The organism is Miltoncostaea marina (assembly GCF_018141525.1).
GTDB lineage: Bacteria > Actinomycetota > Thermoleophilia > Miltoncostaeales > Miltoncostaeaceae > Miltoncostaea > Miltoncostaea marina.
In genome coordinates this window covers 193,361-211,044 of record NZ_CP064655.1, presented here as the reverse complement: position 1 = coordinate 211,044, position 17,684 = coordinate 193,361, and the positions used below count along the sequence as shown (strand labels likewise).

The 17,684-nt window shown below is 78.3% G+C and carries 17 protein-coding genes; 7 read left to right on the top strand and 10 right to left on the bottom strand.

Features of this window, described 5'->3' with window-relative positions:
* Positions 1 to 17: 17 nt before the first annotated feature.
* The 3 genes from ITJ85_RS00995 to ITJ85_RS00985 form a co-directional block, all read right to left on the bottom strand.
* Complete coding sequence (locus tag ITJ85_RS00995; protein WP_217914493.1) at positions 18 to 962, bottom strand: S1C family serine protease; 945 nt, start codon at positions 960 to 962, stop codon at positions 18 to 20.
* 105 nt (positions 963 to 1,067) lie between these two features.
* Positions 1,068 to 1,310 carry a hypothetical protein gene (locus ITJ85_RS00990; protein WP_217914492.1) on the bottom strand — a complete coding sequence of 81 codons (243 nt, stop codon included), beginning with the start codon at positions 1,308 to 1,310 and terminating at the stop codon, positions 1,068 to 1,070.
* Positions 1,307 to 3,883: a DEAD/DEAH box helicase gene (locus ITJ85_RS00985; protein WP_217914491.1), complete on the bottom strand. Its 2,577-nt coding sequence runs from the start codon at positions 3,881 to 3,883 to the stop codon at positions 1,307 to 1,309. Before ITJ85_RS00985 ends, ITJ85_RS00990 begins: the two co-directional genes overlap by 4 nt.
* A gap of 227 nt (positions 3,884 to 4,110) precedes the next feature.
* On the opposite strand from ITJ85_RS00985, the gene ITJ85_RS00980 reads away from it, so the two are divergent.
* Both ITJ85_RS00980 and ITJ85_RS00975 read left to right on the top strand, forming a co-directional pair.
* Positions 4,111 to 4,662 (top strand): LytR C-terminal domain-containing protein, encoded by a 552-nt coding sequence (locus ITJ85_RS00980; protein WP_217914490.1) that lies wholly within the window; start codon positions 4,111 to 4,113, stop codon positions 4,660 to 4,662.
* A 5-nt stretch (positions 4,663 to 4,667) separates the two neighbouring features.
* Complete coding sequence (locus ITJ85_RS00975) at positions 4,668 to 7,142, top strand: LLM class flavin-dependent oxidoreductase (RefSeq protein ID WP_217914489.1); 2,475 nt, start codon at positions 4,668 to 4,670, stop codon at positions 7,140 to 7,142.
* A gap of 14 nt (positions 7,143 to 7,156) precedes the next feature.
* Here ITJ85_RS00975 and ITJ85_RS00970 read toward each other — a convergent pair whose 3' ends face one another.
* Complete coding sequence (locus ITJ85_RS00970) at positions 7,157 to 8,032, bottom strand: alpha/beta fold hydrolase (RefSeq protein WP_217914488.1); 876 nt, start codon at positions 8,030 to 8,032, stop codon at positions 7,157 to 7,159.
* Positions 8,033 to 8,126: 94 nt separating this feature from the next.
* Between ITJ85_RS00970 and ITJ85_RS00965 the strand changes: the two genes are divergently transcribed.
* Together ITJ85_RS00965 and ITJ85_RS00960 are read left to right on the top strand one after the other, a co-directional pair.
* Complete coding sequence (locus tag ITJ85_RS00965) at positions 8,127 to 9,365, top strand: hypothetical protein (protein ID WP_217914487.1); 1,239 nt, start codon at positions 8,127 to 8,129, stop codon at positions 9,363 to 9,365.
* Between the two features lie 591 nt (positions 9,366 to 9,956).
* Positions 9,957 to 10,127 (top strand): hypothetical protein, encoded by a 171-nt coding sequence (locus ITJ85_RS00960; protein ID WP_217914486.1) that lies wholly within the window; start codon positions 9,957 to 9,959, stop codon positions 10,125 to 10,127.
* Here ITJ85_RS00960 and ITJ85_RS00955 read toward each other — a convergent pair.
* Positions 10,096 to 11,484 (bottom strand): NAD(P)/FAD-dependent oxidoreductase, encoded by a 1,389-nt coding sequence (locus tag ITJ85_RS00955; RefSeq protein WP_217914485.1) that lies wholly within the window; start codon positions 11,482 to 11,484, stop codon positions 10,096 to 10,098. The two genes, ITJ85_RS00960 and ITJ85_RS00955, sit on opposite strands and share 32 nt — an antisense overlap.
* Before the next feature lie 62 nt (positions 11,485 to 11,546).
* On the opposite strand from ITJ85_RS00955, the gene ITJ85_RS00950 reads away from it, so the two are divergent.
* Positions 11,547 to 12,098: a ribonuclease FAU-1 family protein gene (locus ITJ85_RS00950; RefSeq protein ID WP_217914484.1), complete on the top strand. Its 552-nt coding sequence runs from the start codon at positions 11,547 to 11,549 to the stop codon at positions 12,096 to 12,098.
* Here the strand turns inward: ITJ85_RS00950 and ITJ85_RS17320 are convergent.
* Positions 12,058 to 12,180, bottom strand: coding sequence for a hypothetical protein (locus ITJ85_RS17320; RefSeq protein WP_281412212.1), 123 nt, complete (start codon positions 12,178 to 12,180; stop codon positions 12,058 to 12,060). The genes ITJ85_RS00950 and ITJ85_RS17320 overlap by 41 nt on opposite strands.
* Positions 12,181 to 12,325: 145 nt before the next feature.
* Entirely contained in the window at positions 12,326 to 13,534 is a 1,209-nt protein-coding gene (locus ITJ85_RS00945; RefSeq protein WP_217914483.1) for a GGDEF domain-containing protein, read from the bottom strand.
* 91 nt (positions 13,535 to 13,625) lie between these two features.
* Between ITJ85_RS00945 and ITJ85_RS00940 the strand changes: the two genes are divergently transcribed.
* Both ITJ85_RS00940 and ITJ85_RS00935 read left to right on the top strand, forming a co-directional pair.
* A complete protein-coding gene (locus ITJ85_RS00940) occupies positions 13,626 to 14,399 on the top strand; it encodes an SDR family NAD(P)-dependent oxidoreductase (RefSeq protein ID WP_217914482.1) in 774 nt (257 codons plus the stop codon).
* A gap of 64 nt (positions 14,400 to 14,463) precedes the next feature.
* Positions 14,464 to 14,862, top strand: coding sequence for an ATP-binding protein (locus ITJ85_RS00935; protein ID WP_217914481.1), 399 nt, complete (start codon positions 14,464 to 14,466; stop codon positions 14,860 to 14,862).
* Position 14,863: 1 nt separating this feature from the next.
* On the opposite strand, the gene ITJ85_RS00930 is transcribed toward ITJ85_RS00935, so the two are convergent.
* From ITJ85_RS00930 to ITJ85_RS00920, 3 genes are read right to left on the bottom strand one after another with little or no spacing between them, the layout of a single operon-like run.
* Positions 14,864 to 16,480: a hypothetical protein gene (locus tag ITJ85_RS00930; RefSeq protein ID WP_217914480.1), complete on the bottom strand. Its 1,617-nt coding sequence runs from the start codon at positions 16,478 to 16,480 to the stop codon at positions 14,864 to 14,866.
* On the bottom strand, positions 16,477 to 16,965 hold the full coding sequence (locus tag ITJ85_RS00925; RefSeq protein WP_217914479.1) for a hypothetical protein: 489 nt from the start codon (positions 16,963 to 16,965) through the stop codon (positions 16,477 to 16,479). The genes ITJ85_RS00930 and ITJ85_RS00925 overlap by 4 nt, the downstream gene beginning before the upstream one ends.
* 23 nt (positions 16,966 to 16,988) lie before the next feature.
* Positions 16,989 to 17,645, bottom strand: a complete 657-nt coding sequence (locus tag ITJ85_RS00920) for a DUF998 domain-containing protein (RefSeq protein ID WP_217914478.1) — start codon at positions 17,643 to 17,645, stop codon at positions 16,989 to 16,991.
* Between the last annotated feature and the right edge of the window lie 39 nt (positions 17,646 to 17,684).

Genomic DNA, 17,684 nt, shown 5'->3' with positions numbered 1-17,684 from the left:
TCCTCCTGCTGGTCGGGTCAGGGGGCGCCGTCGAGCATCGCCTGGACCCGCGAGACGGGGACGGCGAAGCCGATGCCGACGTTGCCGGGGATGGGGCCGACGATCGAGGTCGGGATCCCGACCAGCCGGCCGTCGAGGTCGAAGAGGCCGCCGCCCGAGTTGCCCGGGTTGATCGGCGCGTCGATCTGGATCATCGGCACCCCCTCGCGGTTCGTGCGGCCCACGTTGCTGACGACGCCGGCGGTGACCGTGTCCTGCAGGCCGAACGGCGAGCCGATGGCGAAGACCTGCTCGCCCTGGCGCAGCCCGTCGGTCGACGGCGACAGCTCGGCGCCGCGCCCCACCGGGATGTCCGCGCGCAGCACCGCGAGGTCCTGGCGGGCGTCGGCACGCAGCACCGTGGCGGGCACGCGCCGCTCGTCGGCGGTCAGCACGGTGACCTGCGAGGCGCCGCGCACCACGTGCTCGTTGGTGATGATGCGGCCCGAGGGCGCCACGATCACGCCGCTGCCCTGGCTGCCGGCGTCCGAGCGCACCTGCACGACCGTGGGCGACACGCGCGCCACGGCCTCGGCGAGCTCCCCGCCGGAGCCGGGCCGGAACGGCGGGGTCACGGGCGACCGGGTCACGGGCGTCGCCGTGCCCGCGCCCCCGGGGTGTGCCGGGGCGCCGTCGTCGTCCAGCAGCCCCGCCGCCACGCCGCCGACGAGGCCGGCGACCAGCGCGGTGGCCGCCACGAGCGCGGCCAGGCGCGCGCCCGGCCCCGCGCGCCTGCGCCGCGGCGGCGGGGGCGGCGGCGGCGTGTGCCCGGCCGGCCCGCCGAGCGGCGGCAGCACCCCGTCCGCGCGCGGAGGCGCGGGCGGCAGCGCCGGCAGGCCGGGCGCGGCGGGCGCGCGCGGCGCCAGGGCGGGCAGGCCGTCGCCTCGCCCGCGCGGCTCGAGCGGTGGCAGGGGTCCGGTCACCCCGTGGTTGTAGCGGGCCGACGTGAAGCGCGCATTATGGGCGCGCCGACCACCTCGGCCACCCGCCCGCCGCCCGCGGTCCGTCGCGCGACGGCCGCGCGGCCGCTACGGGCGACGGCGCGAGCGGACCTCCGCGACCCGGTCGGCGAGCTCGTCGGCCATGCGCGCGCGCTCGGCCGCGCGCGAGCAGCGCAGCCGCAGCGCGGCCAGCCGCCCGCGGCCCTCGTCGTCCAGCTCGCCGAGCGCGTCCGCGGCCTCGAGCTGCGCGAGGCGGGCGGCCATCGTCCGCACCCGCCCCCAGAGCTCGTCGGCCACCGCCTCCGAGCGGTCGCCGGTCCGCGCGCTCACCCCTCGCCCCCCGGGGGCGCCTCCGGGCGGGGCGCGACCTCGGCCTGCCCGCCGCCCTCCGCCGCGGCCGGCGCACCCGCGCCGCCCCGCGACCGCCGCCTGCGCCGCCGCCGGCGGCGCGTGGCGGGCGCGCCCTCGCCCGAGGCCGGCTGGGCCTCGCCGGCCGGGCCGGGGGTCGGCTCGCGGCGCTCCGGCTGGCCCTCGCCGCCCGGCTGGCCCGCGGGCGGGGCGCCCTCGGGGGAGCGCAGCCGGCGCCTGCGCCGCCGCCGCGGCCGCGACGGGCCCGCGGCGCCCTCCTCGCCGCCCGCGCGCGGGCCGGCCTTGCGCCCGTCGCCGACCCCCATCGCCTCCGGCTCCGGCAGGCGCGGCATGCGGGCGCGCAGCGCGTTCCAGGCCCGCCGGGACGCCAGCGCCTTCGGCTGCACCGCCCCCACGGCGGCGCGCACCGCCCGGCGGGCGTCGGGCGTCGTGAGGTCGAGGGCGTCGAGGACGCCGCGCAGCTCGGCCCATCCGCCCGCCGCCCCGGCGGCGCGCCCGGCGATGCGCAGGTGCTCGCTGCGGAGCGGGACGTCGCCCGGGCCGAGCACCACCAGCAGCCGCGCCGCCTGCCCCAGGCGCAGGGCCGCCGGGTCGGGTGGCGGCGCCGGGTCGGGTGGCGGCTCGCCGGCCGCCCGCAGCCAGACCCCGATCAGGGCCAGGTCGCCGCCGTTCGAGATCAGGTGGTGCGCCTCCCACGCGGCGATGCGGGCCGCCTCCTGGTTGCGCCCCGGCCGCGTGCCGTCGGCGAGGGCGCGCGAGACGTCCCAGGCCCAGCTCGGCGCCCAGCCGGAGGTCTCGTCGAGCGCCGCCCAGCGGCGGCGGCGGTCGCTCGAGCGGCCGAGCTGCTCGAGGGTGGCGAGCCGCTCCCACTTGCCGGACTGGTCGGCGTGCCACCACAGCGCCCGCAGGCGCTCGCGCGAGGTCATGCGCAGCCGGTCGAGCACCCGCCGGGGCACGTCGTCGGGCAGAGCCCGGCGCAGGTCCGGCTGCACCAGCAGCGCCGTCGCCCACGCGCGCCAGAGCGGCTGGTCGGCGCCGTCGTGCAGGCGGCGCGCGATGACCCCCGACAGGGCCCACCACGGCACGGCCGCCAGCGGATCGACGCCCAGGGTGACCCGCTCGATGAGCTCGTCGACCGAGACGTCGTTGCTCGCCGCCTCGACCCACTCCTCCATGAGGTTCTCGGGCAGCAGCGCCGGGTCCGCCTCACGCCAGCCGCCCTCCGCCAGGCCCGCCGCGATCAGCCCCGGCGCGGCGGCCGGGTTGACCAGCTTGGCGGTCCCGCCCTCGGCGGCGGCGAGCAGGTCGGCCGCCTTCGCCAGCTTGCCGCGCTCGCCGCCCTCCGGCGGCCCCGCGACCCGCCCGAGCGGCTTGTACCAGCCGAGGCCGAACACCTCGTGGCTGGTCTGGACGCCCATCGGGTCGCCCGCCGGCAGGAACTCGACCGACACGGCCTCCTTGCCCGGGGAGGGCCGCATCACGCGCCCGAGCCGCTGCACGAAGACGCGCTCGGAGGTGGTCGGCGCGAGGTGCATCACGACCGAGGCCCGGGTCTCGTCCCAGCCCTCGGTCAGCAGGTCGGCGTTGCACAGCACGTCGATGCGCTCGGACGAGAAGTCGAACAGGACCCGCTGGAGCTCCTTCGGCGGCGTCTGCCCCGACACGGCGGCGGCGCGCACCCCGCGCTGGGTGAGCTCGTCGGCGAGCGCGTGGGCCTGGGCCACCGTGGCCGTGTAGGCCACGCCCGCCAGGCCGAGCGGCTGGAAGTGCTCCACCCAGACCTCCGCGCAGGCGCGGTGCCAGCGGGCCCGGTCGAGGGCCCGGCCCAGCTGGGCCTGGTCGAAGTCGCCGCGCACGCGGGCGACGTCGGAGAGGTCCACCGCGCGCTCGACCCGCAGGGAGCGCAGGGGGCAGAGGATGCCCCGCTCGATCGCGGACATGCGGTCGAGGGTCGCCGCCACCGGCCCGAACACCTGCTCCACGTGCCCGGTCGTGGTCGCCCCCGTCGCGGTGAAGCCCACGATCACCGCGTTGACCGCCCGGTCGAGCAGCTTGCGCGTCTGCGCCCCGAGCGTGGCGTGCGCCTCGTCGCAGATCAGGAGGTCGACCGACTCCCAGTCCATCCGGTCCTGGTGGCGCAGCGCCGCCTGGTAGGTGCAGATCGCGACCCCCGGCCTGCCCGCCGACTCGGGTCCCTCCGGATGCGACGGCACCGAGGGGAAGTGCCGGGCGAGCCCCGCGGCCGTCTGCTCGGCCAGGTTGCGCCGCGGCACCAACACGAGGGCGCTGCCGCCGAGCGCGGCGGCCAGGGCGAGGAACATGATCGTCTTGCCGGAGCCGGTCGGCGCGTCCACCCAGGTGCGGGTGGCGCCGTGCGAGAGCCGGCCCGCGAGCTCGTCGAGCGCCTCGACCTGGTGCTCGCGCAGCACCACGTCCGGCCAGGCGGACGCCGGGTCGGCGAGGGCGCGCGAGAGCGCCTCGCCGGGCGACGTCTCGGCGCGCGTTGCGGTCGTGGGGTGCGTTCCGTCGGGCATCTCGTGCCGACCTCCAGGGCACGGGCGCACGCCGTGGGCCGAAAGGGGCGGCCCGGCATGCCGAGTGATCGCCGCGCGTGCTCGTCCTCGGGTCAGGAGGGGAGCGACTCTCCCGTCCTGCGACAGCGCGGTCTGGCGCGACCTGACGGCAGGTTATCACCCGTCCCGGTCGTCAACATCCCCGTGCCGACCGGGACCGCGGCTAGCATCCCGGGTGGCCCCCACGCATGACGACCGAGCCCCCGACCACCCCGCCCCCCGACCCACCCGCCGGCGCGCGCCCGTGGGTGCGGCCCGTGGCGCTCGTGGTCGCCTGCCTGGTGATCGGCTTCGTGGCGGGCTGGATCGTCCGCGGCGACGACGGCCCGGTCACCGTGCTCGCGCCGGCCGGCGAGGAGACCGCCGCCGGGGGCGACGGCGGGTCCGACGGGCCCGCCACGTCCACCGCCCCCGCCACGACGGCCGCGCGGCCGCCGGCGCCGCCCCCCGACCGGGCCGACATCGCCCTCGCGGTGCTCAACGGCACGAACGAGAACGGCGCCGCGGCGCGCACCGCGGGCCAGGCCGAGAGCCTCGGCTACAGCGGCGTCACGACGGGCAACGCGCCCACCACCGCGGAGCCCACGACGGTCTACTTCCGCCCCGGCCGGCGCCCGGCCGCCACCCGGGTCGGCCGCGACCTGGAGATCGACCGCATCCGCGCCCTGCCGCGCACCGGCGCCGTCGGCGACGCGGCGCCCGACGGCGCGCAGGTGGTCGTCGTGCTGGGAACCGGGTAGCGCCCGTGGGCGCGCCGCGCATCGGCGTGCGCGTGCCCCAGTACGGGTCCGGCTGGACCGAGCTGCGGGACGGGGCGCTGCGCGCCGAGGCGCTGGGCTTCGACGGCGTCTGGGTCAACGACCACCTCCAGTCGCCGGGCCGCGTCAAGGCCGAGCCGGCCTTCGACGCGCTCACCACGCTGGCCGCGCTGGCGGCGCTCACCAGCCGGGTGCGCCTCGGCACGGTGGTGCTGTCCGCGTCGTACCGGCCGCCGGCCCTCGCGGCCAAGGCGGTCACGATCCTGGACGTGATCTCGGGCGGCCGGGTGGTCGTGGGCCTCGGCACGGGCTCCGACGTCGCCGAGCACGCCGCCTACGGGTTCCCGTTCCCGCCGCCGCGCGAGCGCACCGCGGGGCTGCGCACCGCGCTGGCCACCATGCGGGCCATGTTCGCGGAGCCGGCCGGCGCTGACCTGCCCGGCGTGCTCGCGGGCGCGCCCAACCTGCCCGCGCCCGTGCAGAGGGGCGGGCCGCCGATCTGGCTCGCCGCCCACGGGCCGCGCCTGCTGCGCCTCGCGGGCGAGCGGGCCGACGGCATCGTGGCGGCCTTCTGCGGCGCCGGCGAGGTCGCACGGCGCCTGGCGATCGCCGACGCGGCGCGCGAGGCCGCGGGGCGCCCGCCCCTGGCCTGCGCGCTCTACACCTACGCGCTGCCGGTGCCGTCCGCGGCCGAGGCGGAGTCGTGGCTCGCGCCGGAGGCGCGGGCGCTCGGCACCACGCCGGCGAAGCTGCTGCGCTGGCTGCGCACCACGGGCATCGTGGCGCCGCCCGACGAGCTGCGCGAGGCGCTCGCGGAGGTCGGCCGGGCGGGCGCCACCGACGCGGTGCTCGTGCTGCCGGACCGCACGCCCCCGGAGGCGCTCGAGGCCCTGGCGGAGGCGACCCTGGCCGCGCCGGGGCCGCCCGGGGGCGGCGGGGGCGCACCCGGCGCCACCCACGCGACGCCGACGCGCTCGGCGCGGGCGGAGCACAACCTTGTCGAGCTGGTCGTGGAGCGGCACGCGCGCGGCGACCTCGCCGGCGCGCCGGCGGCGATCGACGAGGACGGCGCGTGGACCTTCGCCGAGCTGTCGGCCGCCACCGCGCGGGCGGCCGGGGCGCTGCGGGCGGCCGGCGCCCGCCGCGGCGACCGGGTGATCGTGGCGCTCCGCGACGGGCGGCCGTGGCTGCAGGCCTTCCTCGGCGCCGCCCGGATGGGCGCGGTGCCCGTGCCCGTCGACCCGGCGGCCGACGGCGAGCGCCTCGCCGACCTGGTCGACGACTGCGAGCCGGCCGTCGTGGTCGCGGCGGAGGGAGCCGAGGTCCCGGCCGGGCCGGTGGCGCTGGCGCCCGGGGCGCTCGACGCCGGGCGGGCGGCGCCGATCGCGGCGGTCCACCCCGCCGACCTCGCCTACCTCGTCTACTCGTCGGGCTCCACCGGCCGCCCGAAGGGCGTCATGCACGCCCACGGCGACATGCGCGCCGGCATCGAGACGTACGCGCGCACGGTGCTGGGGCTCGAGCCGGGGGACCGCTGCCACTCGATGGCCCGCCTGTTCACCTCGCTCGGCTTCGGCAACGGGTTCTTCCGCGTCCTGGGGCGCGGCGCGACCGCCGTCCTGACCGGCACGCGCCCCACGCCGCGCGGGGTGCTCGCGACGGTCGAGGAGCACGGCGTCACCGTGCTGACCGGCGTCCCCACCCACTGGGCGCAGCTGGCGACATTCCTCGAGCGCCACCCGGGCGCGGGGTCGCTCGCGTCGGTGCGGCTCGCCGTCTCGTCCGGCGACAGCCTGCCCGCCCCGGTCGCCGAGCGGCTGCGCGGCGCGGCCGGGCTCGACCTGATCGAGGGCCTCGGCTGCTCGGAGTGCTCGAACGTCGTGATCTCCACCCGTCCCGGCGAGCCGTACGAGCCCGGCGTGCTGGGGCGCGCCGTCGAGGGGCTCGAGGTGCGCCTGGCCGACGACGAGGGGCGGCCGGTGGACGAGGGCGAGCCCGGCCGGCTGTGGATCCGCAGCGACTCCAACACCACGGGGTACTGGCGCCGCCCGGAGGCCACCCGCGACCTCGTGCACGGCCCGTGGCTGCGGATGGGCGACATGCTCGTGGCGCGGGACGGCCGGTACCGCCACATGGGGCGCGCCGACGACCTGTTCAAGGTCGACGCCCGCTGGGTCAGCCCCGCGGCCGTCGAGGCCGCGCTGCTCGGCCACCCCGCGGTGGCCGAGGCCGCCGTCGTGGGCGCGGCCGACGACGAGGGCCTGCTGCGGCCGGCCGCGTTCGTCGTGACCGCCCCGGGCGCCGACCCGGCCGGCGACTTCGCCGCCGAGCTGCGCCGCCACGTGGCCCACGCGCTGGAGGCCTACATGGCGCCGCGCACGGTCACGGTCGTCGACGAGCTGCCGCGGCTGCCGTCGGGCAAGCTCGACCGTCGGCGGCTGAGGGGGGCTGAGGGCGACTGAGGGCCCGGCCCCGTTCAGCCGCGGGGCAGCCCGCGCAGGAAGTCCAGCAGCAGCTCGTTGACCCGGCCGGGCACCTCCTGCTGCACCCAGTGGCTCACGCCCGGCAGGCGCTCCACCCGCAGGGGCCCGGTCACGGTGGCGGCCGAGCGCTCGAGCAGCTCGGTCCCCATGTTGCTGTCGGCCTCGCCCCAGATGATCATCGTCGGCACGGTCACCTCCGGCGGGTCCGGCGGCTCCCGCAGCCACGACGCCGGCGGCATGTTGGCCCGGTACCAGTTGAGCGCCGCCGTCAGGGCGCCGTCGGCGCGCAGCGCCTCGACGACCACCTCGCGGTCCTCGGGCGGGAACGTGCCCGGCGCCGCGTCGTCGAACACGAACTGGCGCAGGTTGGCGAAGTCGTCGGCCGACAGCCAGGTCTCGGCCACGCCGGGGAACTGGAAGAGCAGCATGTACCAGCTCTTCGCGCGCTGGGCGGGGTCCTCGCGGCGCAGCCGCGCCGAGACCGGGCCCACCGGGGCGTTCAGGATCGTGAGCGAGCGGACGAGCGCCGGCATGGTGCCCGCGAGCCCCCACGCGAGCCCGCCGCCCCAGTCGTGGCCCACCACGTGGGCGCGCTCGTGCCCCAGCGCGCGGATGAGGCCGGCGACGTCGCCGACCAGCTTCGCCGCCGCGTAGTCGTCGACCGCCGCCGGGCGGTCCGACCCGCCGTAGCCGCGCAGGTCCGGCGCCACGGCGTGGAAGCCCGCCTCCGCCAGCGCCGGGAGCTGGTGGCGCCACGAGTGCGCCGTCTCGGGGAACCCGTGCAGCAGGATCACCGGCTCCCCGCCGGGGTCGCCCGCCTCGGTGACGGCGAGGCGGACCTCGCCAACGTCGATGCGTCGTCGGCTCATGGGCCGATCCTACGCGGGCGGTGGAACGCGGGGGCGGGAGTCCCTACCCTCGGTGTGTGGCCGGGCCCGCAGGGGCGCCGGCCACAGCCACGTCATGGGCCGATTCGTCACACATCACACCACCGCCGACACCGCCCGCGAGCGCGCGCGGATGTGGCGCCTGCAGCGCCTGTTCGCGGCGGCGCTCACCTGCGGGTCGATCGGCGCCGTCTGGCTCGCCGCGACCATGGGCACCGGCGCCGCGGGCGCGGCGGCCGTCATCGTGGCCGGGCTCGCGCCCGTGGCCGTGGCCCTGCCGATCGCCGCGCCGCTCGTGGCCCGGGCGCGCCGGCGCGCGGTGCTCTGGGGCTCGCCCGCCGCGATGTGCGCGGCCTTCGCCGCCTGCCTGCTGGCGGCCGGCACGTCCGGCGTGGCCCTGGTGGTGGCCTGCGCGGCGGTCGTGGGGGTGGCGCGCACCCTCTTCGACGCCGCCACGACGGACACCCTGCAGCAGCTCGTGCCGGCGGAGCGGCGCCCCGACAGCGCCCACGCGCTCACCCAGCAGTTCGGCGCGGGCTCGGCGCTCGGCGGCGCGGGCACCCTGCTGGCCGGCCTCGTCGCCGGGCCGCAGGGCGCGATCGCGCTCGCCGCGCTGCTGGCCGGGGCGGCGGCCGTCGTCGCCGCGCGCCACCACCCCGACATGGACCTGCGCATCGACCACCAGCCGGCCGTCGCCGCGGCGCTCCGCGGCGCGGCCGGGACCATCGCGTCGGACCGCCTCCTGCGGCGCGTGCTGGCGGCGGGCGCCTGGAGCGCCGGCGTCGGCGCGGCGCAGGGCGCCGTGCTCATCGTGTGGCTGAAGGACGGCGTGGGCCTGCGCGGCGCGCTGGTGCCAGCGCTGATGGCCGGCTTCGTCGCCGTGCGCCTGTCCCGGCCGCTGGTGCGGCGCATCGCCGGACGGGCCCGGATGGCGTCGCTGCTGACGCTCGCCCTGTCGGTGCAGGCCGCCGCGTCGGTGGCCGCCTGGTCCGCCGACGGCACGCTCGGCGCCTCCGCCGCCTACGGGCTGAGCCTGGCGGCCGGCGCGTTCCTCGCGATCCTGGTGACCCGCGCGCTCCGCCTGGCGGCGGGCCACGACCTCGCCCCGGCCGTCGGCCTGGCGGCCGGCTCGGCCTGGGCCACCGCGGGGTGCGCCGGCGCGGTCGCGGGCGGCGTGCTCAGCGCCACGGCCGGCATGGCGGCCACCCACCTGGTGCTCGCGGCGGTGGCCGGCTCGGTGGCGGCAGGCGTGGCGGCGCGGGCGGCGGTCTGGGGCGGCGGCTTTCTGCTGCAGCGGGCGGGCGGCGGCCGCTGACGACTCGCCTCGCGGCTCCGCCACGAGCCGAGGGGCACGACATGGAGCTGCAGGACGCGCATGGGCTGGTGACCGGGGCGTCGCGCGGGGTCGGCGCGGCGCTGGCCCGGGAGTTCGCCCGCGCGGGGGCGCGCGGGTGACGGTCGTGACGCGCTCGGCGGTGCCCCTGGAGGAGCTCGCCGCCGAGCTCGGCGCGTCGCGCTGACGGGCCGACCCTGGCCGGGCGCGACGGCCGGAGCCGGCTGATCGCCCGGGTCGATGACGCCGCCGGGCCGGTCGACGTGCTCGCAGACACGGCCGGCATCGACGCGACCGGCGCGTCCACCGCCGCCGGCTGTGCCGACCGAGCGCCTGGTGGCGCTCAACGTGCTGGCGCCGAGGGAGCTCACCCGCCAGGCGCCCCCCGGGATGGTGCTCCGCCACGACGAAGGCCGCGCTGACCCGGTCCACCTCCGGCCTGCGCGCCGAGCCGCGGGGGCTGCCCGTGGGCCCCACGGTCGTCGGGACCGGGCTCATCCCCACCGAGATGCGGTCGTCGGGTGCTGGCGCACCCGCCCACCGCGCGCCGTCCGCCGCTTCCACCGGCTGGGCGTGCTGACCGACACCCCGCTCGGGCGGCTGTCCCGCGCCGCGGTCGCGGCCGTCGCCGGCGAGCGGCGCCACGTGCGGTTGCCCCGCCGCGCGCGGCCCTTCTCGCTGCCGGCCGAGGCGCCGCGCCGGGCGGCCGCGGTCATCCTGACGGGGGTGGCCCCCCGGCCGTGACCGCCGCGTCGCGCGGCGGCGCGGGCTGCGGCGAGGCGAGCGGATCCTCCTGGCCGCCGGTGATGAGCCGGGCGCCGCGGCCGCGGGTGAGGAAGCTGATCGTCCAGCGGATGAAGACCAGGATCCGGTTCTGGAGGCCCGTCAGATAGAAGAGGTGGATGAAGAGCCACCCGAGCCAGGCGAGGGTGCCCGACAGCTGCACGCCGCGGATCTGGCCCACCGCGCGGCGGCGGCCGATGGTGGCGAGGTTGCCCTTGTCCCGGTAGCGGAAGGCCGGCGGCGGCGCGTCGCCCGCGAGCCGCGCGCGGATGACCTTGGCGGCGTACTTGCCCTCCTGGATCGCCGCCGGCGCGACGCCCGGCACCGGCGAGTGGCCGCCCTGCCCGTCGGACACGCGCACCATGTCGCCCAGGGCGAAGATCTCCGGGTGGCCGGGCACGGTGAGGTCCGGCTCGACCGTCATCCGGCCGGCCCGGTCGACCTCGGCGCCGGTCTGCTCGGCCAGCATGCGGGCGAGCGGCGACGCCTGCACGCCCGCCGCCCAGACGATGGTCCGCGAGTCGAGCCGCTCGGTCTCGCCGTCGGAGCCCGGCCCGGTGAGCCACACGCCCTCCGGGTCGACCCCCGTCACCAGCCGGTTGCGGCGCACGATGACGCCGAGGTCGGTGAGCTGCTGCTCGCCCTTCTCCGACAGCCGGTCGGGGAAGGCGAGCAGCACGCGGTCGGCGCCCTCCACGAGCACGACCCGCGAGCGCGCCGGGTCGATGTGGCGGAAGTCGCGGCGCACGGTGTCGCGCGCGATCTCGGCGATCTGGCCGGCCAGCTCCACGCCGGTCGGCCCGGCCCCCACCACGACGAACGTGAGCAGGGCCCGCTGCACGTCGGGGTCCGGCTCGAGCTCGGCGGCCTCGAAGGCGGTCAGGATGCGCCGCCGCAGCTCGAGGGCGTCCTCGAGCGACTTGAGCCCGGGCGCGTCGACCGCCCACTCGTCGTGGCCGAAGTAGGAGTGGCGCGCGCCCGCGGCGACCACGAGCGTGTCGTACGGCACCTTGGCCGGGCGCTCGCCGCCGACCTGGCAGATGTGGACGAGCCTGCGCTCCACGTCGAAGCCGTCGACCTCGGCCAGCACCACCGTCGCGTTGCGGTTGTTCTTCAGCACGCCGCGCAGGGGCGAGGCGATCTCGCCGGGCGACAGGGCGCCGGTCGCGACCTGGTACAGCAGCGGCTGGAAGAGGTGGAAGTTGCGGCGGTCGATGAGGGTCACGTCGACCGGCGCGCGCCGGAGGCGCTGCGCGACGCGCAGGCCGCCGAACCCCCCGCCGACGACGACCACGCGGTGGCGTGCGGGCTCGCTCATGTCCCCCGTTGTATCAAGCGGCCCGGGCGTGGGCCCGCCCGCCGCCGGGCAGCACACCGCCGATGCCGCCGCGCACCGTCACCGTGGAGAAGCGCAAGTGGGACGGGTCGGTCTCCGCCCGCTGGCGGGCCGCGCTGTTGTCCGCGCCGCCCGGCCCGTGGCTCTGGCGCACGCCGGCCGGCACGCGGCGCGAGCATCCCCGCCGCGGCGAGACCGAGACCGTCGCGCACGACGAGGTGGCGGCCGCGTGCGACGAGTGGTGGGTCGTGACCGCGACCCTCGGCCCGGGCGGCGCGGTCGAGGGCTGGACGGTCGACGCGGCGCTGCCCGTGGAGGCGGCGGGCGCCGACGTGGTCGCCTTCGTCGACCTCGACCTGGACCTGGCGGTGGCGGGCGGCCGGGTGCGGCTCGAGGACGAGGACGACTTCCACCGGCGGGCGCGCGAGATGGGCTACCCGGAGGAGGTCTGCAGCGGCGCCTGGGGCGGCCTGCGGGACGCCGTCCGCCGGCACGCGGCAGGCGAGTGGCCGTTCGACGGCACGGTGGCGGGCGGGTCCGCCCGCCCGGCCGGCCCTACGCCGCCTGCTGGGCCTCCGCCTCGATCCGGTCGATGAGCTCGAAGCTCACGCATCCCGCGCAGACGCCCGGGGTCTGGCGGAGGTCACCACACTCGTCGCAGTAGTGCTGGGTCTCCATCACGCCTCCTCGCCGCGTCGGATGCCGTCCACGGGGAGCCTCGCAGGGGCCCCGGCTGTCACCCCCGTTCCCCGATGGGCGATCCTCACACCCGCCGGCCCGCGCGGTCACCCGACCGGCGGCCAGCGCGGCTCCCCCCGTTCGCCTAGGCGCGTCCCGCCGGCTCCGGCGACGCCGCCGCCGACGCGACGCGGGCGCGGCCCAGCCGCTTGGCGCGGTAGAGCGCCGCGTCGGCGGCCGCGAACAGCTCCTCCCCGGAGCGGGCGGCGTCCGGGAGCGTGGCGACGCCGGTGCTGAGGGTCACCGGCCGCCCGGCCGCGGCGGTGCGCTCGGCGACCCGGCGCGCGACCGCCCCGGCGACCTCCTCCGCCTCCTCGGCGGAGCAGCCCGGCAGCAGCACGCCGAACTCGTCGCCGCCGAGGCGCGCGGCGGTGTCGGCGGCGCGCACCGACGCCAGCACCGACTCGGCCACCAGGCGCAGGGTGCGGTCGCCCTCCGGGTGGCCGTCGGCGTCGTTGATCGCCTTGAAGCGGTCAACGTCGACGAGCATCAGCGACAGCGGGGCCTCCGTCCGAGCGGCCGACGCCACGGCGCGCGCGAGGCCGTCGTCGAACGCCCGCCGGTTGGCGAGGCCCGTGAGCGGGTCCTCGGCCGCCTGGCTGGCGAGCGCCGCCAGCGCGCCGTCCATCCGGCGGCGGAAGGTGAGGATCGTCCCGGTCGTGAGGGCGAAGGTCGTGGCGAGGCCGACTGTGGCGGCCAGCGCCTCCGAGGGCGGCGCGAGCACCGCCATGACGAGCGCCTCCGCCACGACCGCCTCCACCAGCACCAGCAGGTTGAGGCGGCCGCCGAGGAAGCTGGCCGCGTACAGCACCGGCAGCAGCAGGAAGAGCTGCGAGCCGACCGTCGTGTCGTCGGTGGCGAGGTTCGCCGCGGCGATGAGCAGCACCGGCAGCGGGCCGCCCAGGGCCAGCAGCCACCGGGGACGCCGCGCGCCCCACCGCGCGCAGGCGGCGCCGAGCGCGACGAGGCCCACGCCCAGGACGTGCATGGTCGCCGACATCGCCCCCTCGCCGGAGTGGCCCGGCACGGTGACCGCGAGGCACAGCGTGTAGGCCCCGCCGGCGATGAGGAAGAGGCCCAGCCAGAGCGCGGCGGCGGCCGGCTCGGCGACGAGCGCGTGCCCGGAGCGCCTCCCGCCGGCCTCCGTCCCCCCCCGGCGCGTCGACGTGGCCGACCGCTCCCCGGCCGGCGTGGCGGCGGAGCGCTGATCGAGGCGGCCGGCGGCCTCGGGGCGGGCGGCCTCGGGGGCCGTCGGCGCGGGACGCGGACGCGGATACGCGGAATCGGCGCTCACCCGGATCTCATCGGCCGCCGGGCGGCATTGTCCACCGCAGGGGCACCTGCCGGGCGTAGGGTCACCGCGACCACGCCCAGGGGAGGACCAGATGCCGCGCTTCGAGGACCGCACCGCCGTCGTGACCGGGGCCACGAAGGGGCTCGGGCGCGACACCGCCCTACTGATGGCCGCCGAGGGCGGCAGGGTGGTCGGCGTCGGCCGCGACGCCGCCGACGGCGAGTCGCTCGAGCGCGCCGCGCGCGACCTGCCGGGCGAGGTGGTCTTCCTGGCGGGCGACGTGCGCGACGAGCGCTGCCACGAGCGCGCCGTCGCCCTGTGCCGCGACCGGTTCGGCCGCCTCGACGCCTACGTGAACAACGCCGGCATCCTCGGGCCGGAGGGCCCGCTGCACGAGACGGGCCTCGAGGCGTGGGAGGAGGTGAACGCGGTCAACATGCGCGGCACCTTCCTCGGGTGCCGCGCCGCCGTGCGCGCCATGCGCGGCGTCGGCGGCGGCGCCATCGTCAACATCGGCTCGATCCTCTCCATCTCGGCCGATCCGTTCCTGACCTCGTACACCGCCACGAAGCACGGGGTGCTCGGCCTGACGCGCGCGATCGCCGTCGACTACGCGACCGACGGCATCCGCTGCAACTGCGTGCTGCCGGGCGACATGGAGACGCCCATGATCGTCGAGTACTTCGCCGCGAGCGACGACCCCGAGGCGACCCGCGCCGAGATGGAGGGCGCGTACCCGATCAAGCGGATCGCGCGCCCCGAGGAGGTCGCCCGCGCGGTGCTCTTCCTCGCCTCCGCGGAGGCGTCCTACGTGACCGGCGCGGAGCTGCTGGTCGACGGCGGCCTGTGCGCGAAGGCGTACTGAGGCCGAGGTCGCGCCGGAACATCCCCCGCATACGGCGCGGCCCGGTGGGCACCGGGCGGCCACGGTGCCATCGCGTCATGACATCCGCAGCACGGCCATCCCCGCCACCGCGGCGGCGCCGTGCGCGGCGCGCGAATGGATCGCCGCCGTCGGCGCCGGCCGCCTGTCGGCCCGGGCGCTGCAGGACGCGGCGCTGGTCGCGAGCGAACTCGTCACCAACGCGGTGCGGCACGCCGGCCTGGGATACGGCGCGCCGATCCACCTGACGCTCCGCTTCCGCGAGCCCCGGCTGGCGCTCAGCGTGGCCGACTGCGGCGACGGCTTCGCGGCGGACGGGCGCGACGCCGCGGCCGTCCGCGCGCCGGCCACCGGGCGCGGCCTGCGCATCGTGCGCCGCCTGGCCGAGCGCACGGAGGTCGACGGCGTCACCGGCCGCGTCGCCGTCGAGCTGTCCCCCGCCTGACCTACGGGTCGGCGTCGCCGCGCAGGATCGCCAGCAGCGGCCCGCTGACCGGCGCGGGCAGCGGGTCGACCCACTCCCTCCGGGCGTCCTCGACGAGGCGGTAGAGCGCCAGCCGGCTCTCGAAGGTGAGACGCCTGGCGGCCGCGCGCATCTCGCCCGGCAGCCCCGCCGGAGGGTCGCCGTAGGAGCCGACGTGGGCGAGGAAGCACGTCTCGAGGAAGTCGTCCATCGCCGTGTACTGCGTCGCCGAGCGCGAGGTGAGCATCGCGTAGACGCACGCGCGGGTGCGCGGGTCGAGCACGTTGTGGTCGACGTAGACCATCGTCGCCGCGTTGAACTGCAAACCGGCGCGCTCGCCGGCCTGCAGGGCGCCGTAGGCGTCGCGCATCCGCTGCGGGGCGGTGCGGGCGATCTCCTCGTACAGGCGGGCGATGCGAGGGCTGCCGGACGGGTTGAGCTCGCCCGTGTAGTCGCGCCGCGTCGGCGCGTCGAGCGCGGCGAAGATGCGGGTGGCCGCATCGGCCCCGCAGGCGTCCGCCCTCGTGCGGATGAGCCGGCTGGTGCGCGCCTCCACCCGCTCCTCGGCGGTCAGGCGGCTGACGGCGGCCATCACGTCGTCGACCTTCAGCGGGTCGGCGGCCGCGGGCTCCAGCGCCGCGAAGAACCGGTCGAGTCGCGGCGAGTTCGTGAGGTTGAAGCCGTCCGGGCGCATGTGTCCGTCGATGTCGGTGCGGAACCGGTCCCCCGCCGGCTTCGACCAGTAGGCGGTGCGCAGCAGCGGGTAGCCCCGGGTGTCGGTGAGGCTGTCGCCGATCAGGTGGCGCTTGATCATGCGCGCCCGCTTGTCGAGATCGCGCTCGCCGGCGTACGGCCCGTACTGCTCCACGAAGTAGGCGCGGAACTCGTCCTTGTAGCGGTCGAAGCTCGCGGCGTCGGTGACCGTGCCGGGGTGCTCGCCGTAGGCCTTCAGCAGGATGTGGCTCGCCTCGTGGATCAGGACGCCCTTGAAGTCCTCCTCGCTCTGCCAGCGGCCGCGCTGGTCCTGCCCGCGGATCACCACGGTGCTGTCGCCCCGGATCGTCCCCATCACGCTGGGGCGCTTCTCGAGCGTCCCGGGCGGCGGCGCGGCCGGCGCCGCACCGAGCGGCGGCTGGGTGGTGCCGGTGAAGAAGTAGACCACCGAGCCCGCCGCCTGGCCGCGGGCCGCGCGGATCGCCTCCGAGTCGCTGCGCGGGGTCATGGGCGTGAACCGCACGCGGGGCGCGCTCCCGCGCAGCAGGCCCGCGGTGTTGCGGGCCGTCGCGTTGCCCGTCGTCGCCGCCATCGCGTCGATCGCCCGGTCGATGCGGGTGACGGTCTCGGTCGCGATCGCCTCGGCGGCGGCGACGTCCCCGGCGGCGGCTCCGGCGGGCGGGGCGGCCGCGGGGCCGGCGTCGGGACCGGCGACCGCAGTCGCGGCGTCGTCCTCCTCGTGGCGCTGCAACAGACGGCCCACCGCCGCGTTGCCGGCGTGCGATTGCAGGGCCAGCAGGCGGCCCTGCCGCGTCGGCTCATCCCGGCCCGGCTGCGCCGGCGCGGGCGCGCGCCCCTCGTCCGCCGGCGTCCTGCGCGCCCTCACGACGGCTCCAGCCGCGCGCTGTCCGTCGCCCGATCGAACGCGTCGCCGAGCGCGGCGGGCGCGCGCTCGTCGAGCCGGTACCCCACCCGCACGGCCTGGTCGCCCTGCTCCCAGAAACGGAAGCGCACCCGCTCCCGCCGGGGCTCCTGCGACGACCCGGTCAGCCGGCCGTCCAGGCCCTCCACGAGGTCGCGCGAGCCGGGCGTCTCGACGATCAGGCGCAGCTCGTCGTCCCCCTCCCCCGCCACGTCCACGGTTCGCGCGAAGCCCCGCTCGAGCGCGAGCAGGTCGTCCGCCCGGCGCCCCGCGGCCGCCCCGTGGCTCAGCGAGAAGCCGCCGAGCGACGGGTCCGGCGCCCACATCAGCAACGCGCCGTCGGCCGCCCCCGGGTCGGGCACCAGCTCGGCGCCCTGCGGCAGCTCCAGCGCGATCGTCCCGAGCGCGGTCGGCACGCGGACGGGACGGGTGGGTGCGGCACCGCCCATCGGGGCGATCCTCCCCCGGCGCCTCACGCGCCTGCAAGCGGATCCCTCCGCGACCGCCGGTCGCGGGCGACCGCGGCAAGGGCGAGGGCCTCGAACCACGCCAGGAGCGCGCCGAACAGCGCGTAGCGTGCGACCTGCGCGATCGGGCCGACGGCGGTCAGCGCGAAGGCCGCCGCGAACGCCGCCGCGGCGGCCGCCGACAGGCGCGCGACGCCCCGCCAGGCTGCGCCGCCCCGCAGCCCGGCCGCCAGCAGCGCGGCGGCGGCGATCGACGCAAGCGGAACCGGCGGGTACGCCAGGTCGTGGATCACCCCGTGCCAGGTGGGATCGACGTCGTCGCCGACGTCCGTCTCGAACGCCAGCAGCGCGAGCGCCACCCCGGCCAGGGCGATGCACCCGGTCGCCGCGCGGGCCGTCCGCGTGGGCAGCAGCGGGCGCAGCGCGGCCGCGAACGCGACGGCAGCCGCGCCGCAGAGCGGGAAGAGCACCGCCATCGCCCAGCCGTGCGGGCCGACGGCCAGGATGCTCGGCCACATGACGTCGCGGCGCGCGACCGCCGACCACCCCGCCTCGCCGAGGAAGCCGCGCGAGGCGATGGTCAGCGGGACGAGGGTCGCCACGACGACCGGCGGCGCGAGGACGCCGGCCGCGAGGCCCGCGCGCCGGACCGCTCGCCGCATGGGGCTCCTCCTGGGTCGTCGGGCACAGCCTCGACGAAC

Excerpts from the sequence above, each read along its gene's own strand:
- ITJ85_RS17320 (WP_281412212.1), bottom strand. The coding sequence starts at position 12,180 with ATGGAGACCCAGCACTACTGCGACGAGTGTGGTGACCTCCGCCAGACC.
- ITJ85_RS00980 (WP_217914490.1), top strand. The coding sequence starts at position 4,111 with ATGACGACCGAGCCCCCGACCACCCCGCCCCCCGACCCACCCGCCGGC.
- ITJ85_RS00950 (WP_217914484.1), top strand. The coding sequence starts at position 11,547 with ATGCCGCCGCGCACCGTCACCGTGGAGAAGCGCAAGTGGGACGGGTCG.
- ITJ85_RS00970 (WP_217914488.1), bottom strand. The coding sequence starts at position 8,032 with ATGAGCCGACGACGCATCGACGTTGGCGAGGTCCGCCTCGCCGTCACC.
- ITJ85_RS00925 (WP_217914479.1), bottom strand. The coding sequence starts at position 16,965 with ATGGGCGGTGCCGCACCCACCCGTCCCGTCCGCGTGCCGACCGCGCTC.
- ITJ85_RS00955 (WP_217914485.1), bottom strand. The coding sequence starts at position 11,484 with ATGAGCGAGCCCGCACGCCACCGCGTGGTCGTCGTCGGCGGGGGGTTC.
- ITJ85_RS00920 (WP_217914478.1), bottom strand. The coding sequence starts at position 17,645 with ATGCGGCGAGCGGTCCGGCGCGCGGGCCTCGCGGCCGGCGTCCTCGCG.
- ITJ85_RS00985 (WP_217914491.1), bottom strand. The coding sequence starts at position 3,883 with ATGCCCGACGGAACGCACCCCACGACCGCAACGCGCGCCGAGACGTCG.
- ITJ85_RS00940 (WP_217914482.1), top strand. The coding sequence starts at position 13,626 with ATGCCGCGCTTCGAGGACCGCACCGCCGTCGTGACCGGGGCCACGAAG.
- ITJ85_RS00965 (WP_217914487.1), top strand. The coding sequence starts at position 8,127 with ATGGGCCGATTCGTCACACATCACACCACCGCCGACACCGCCCGCGAG.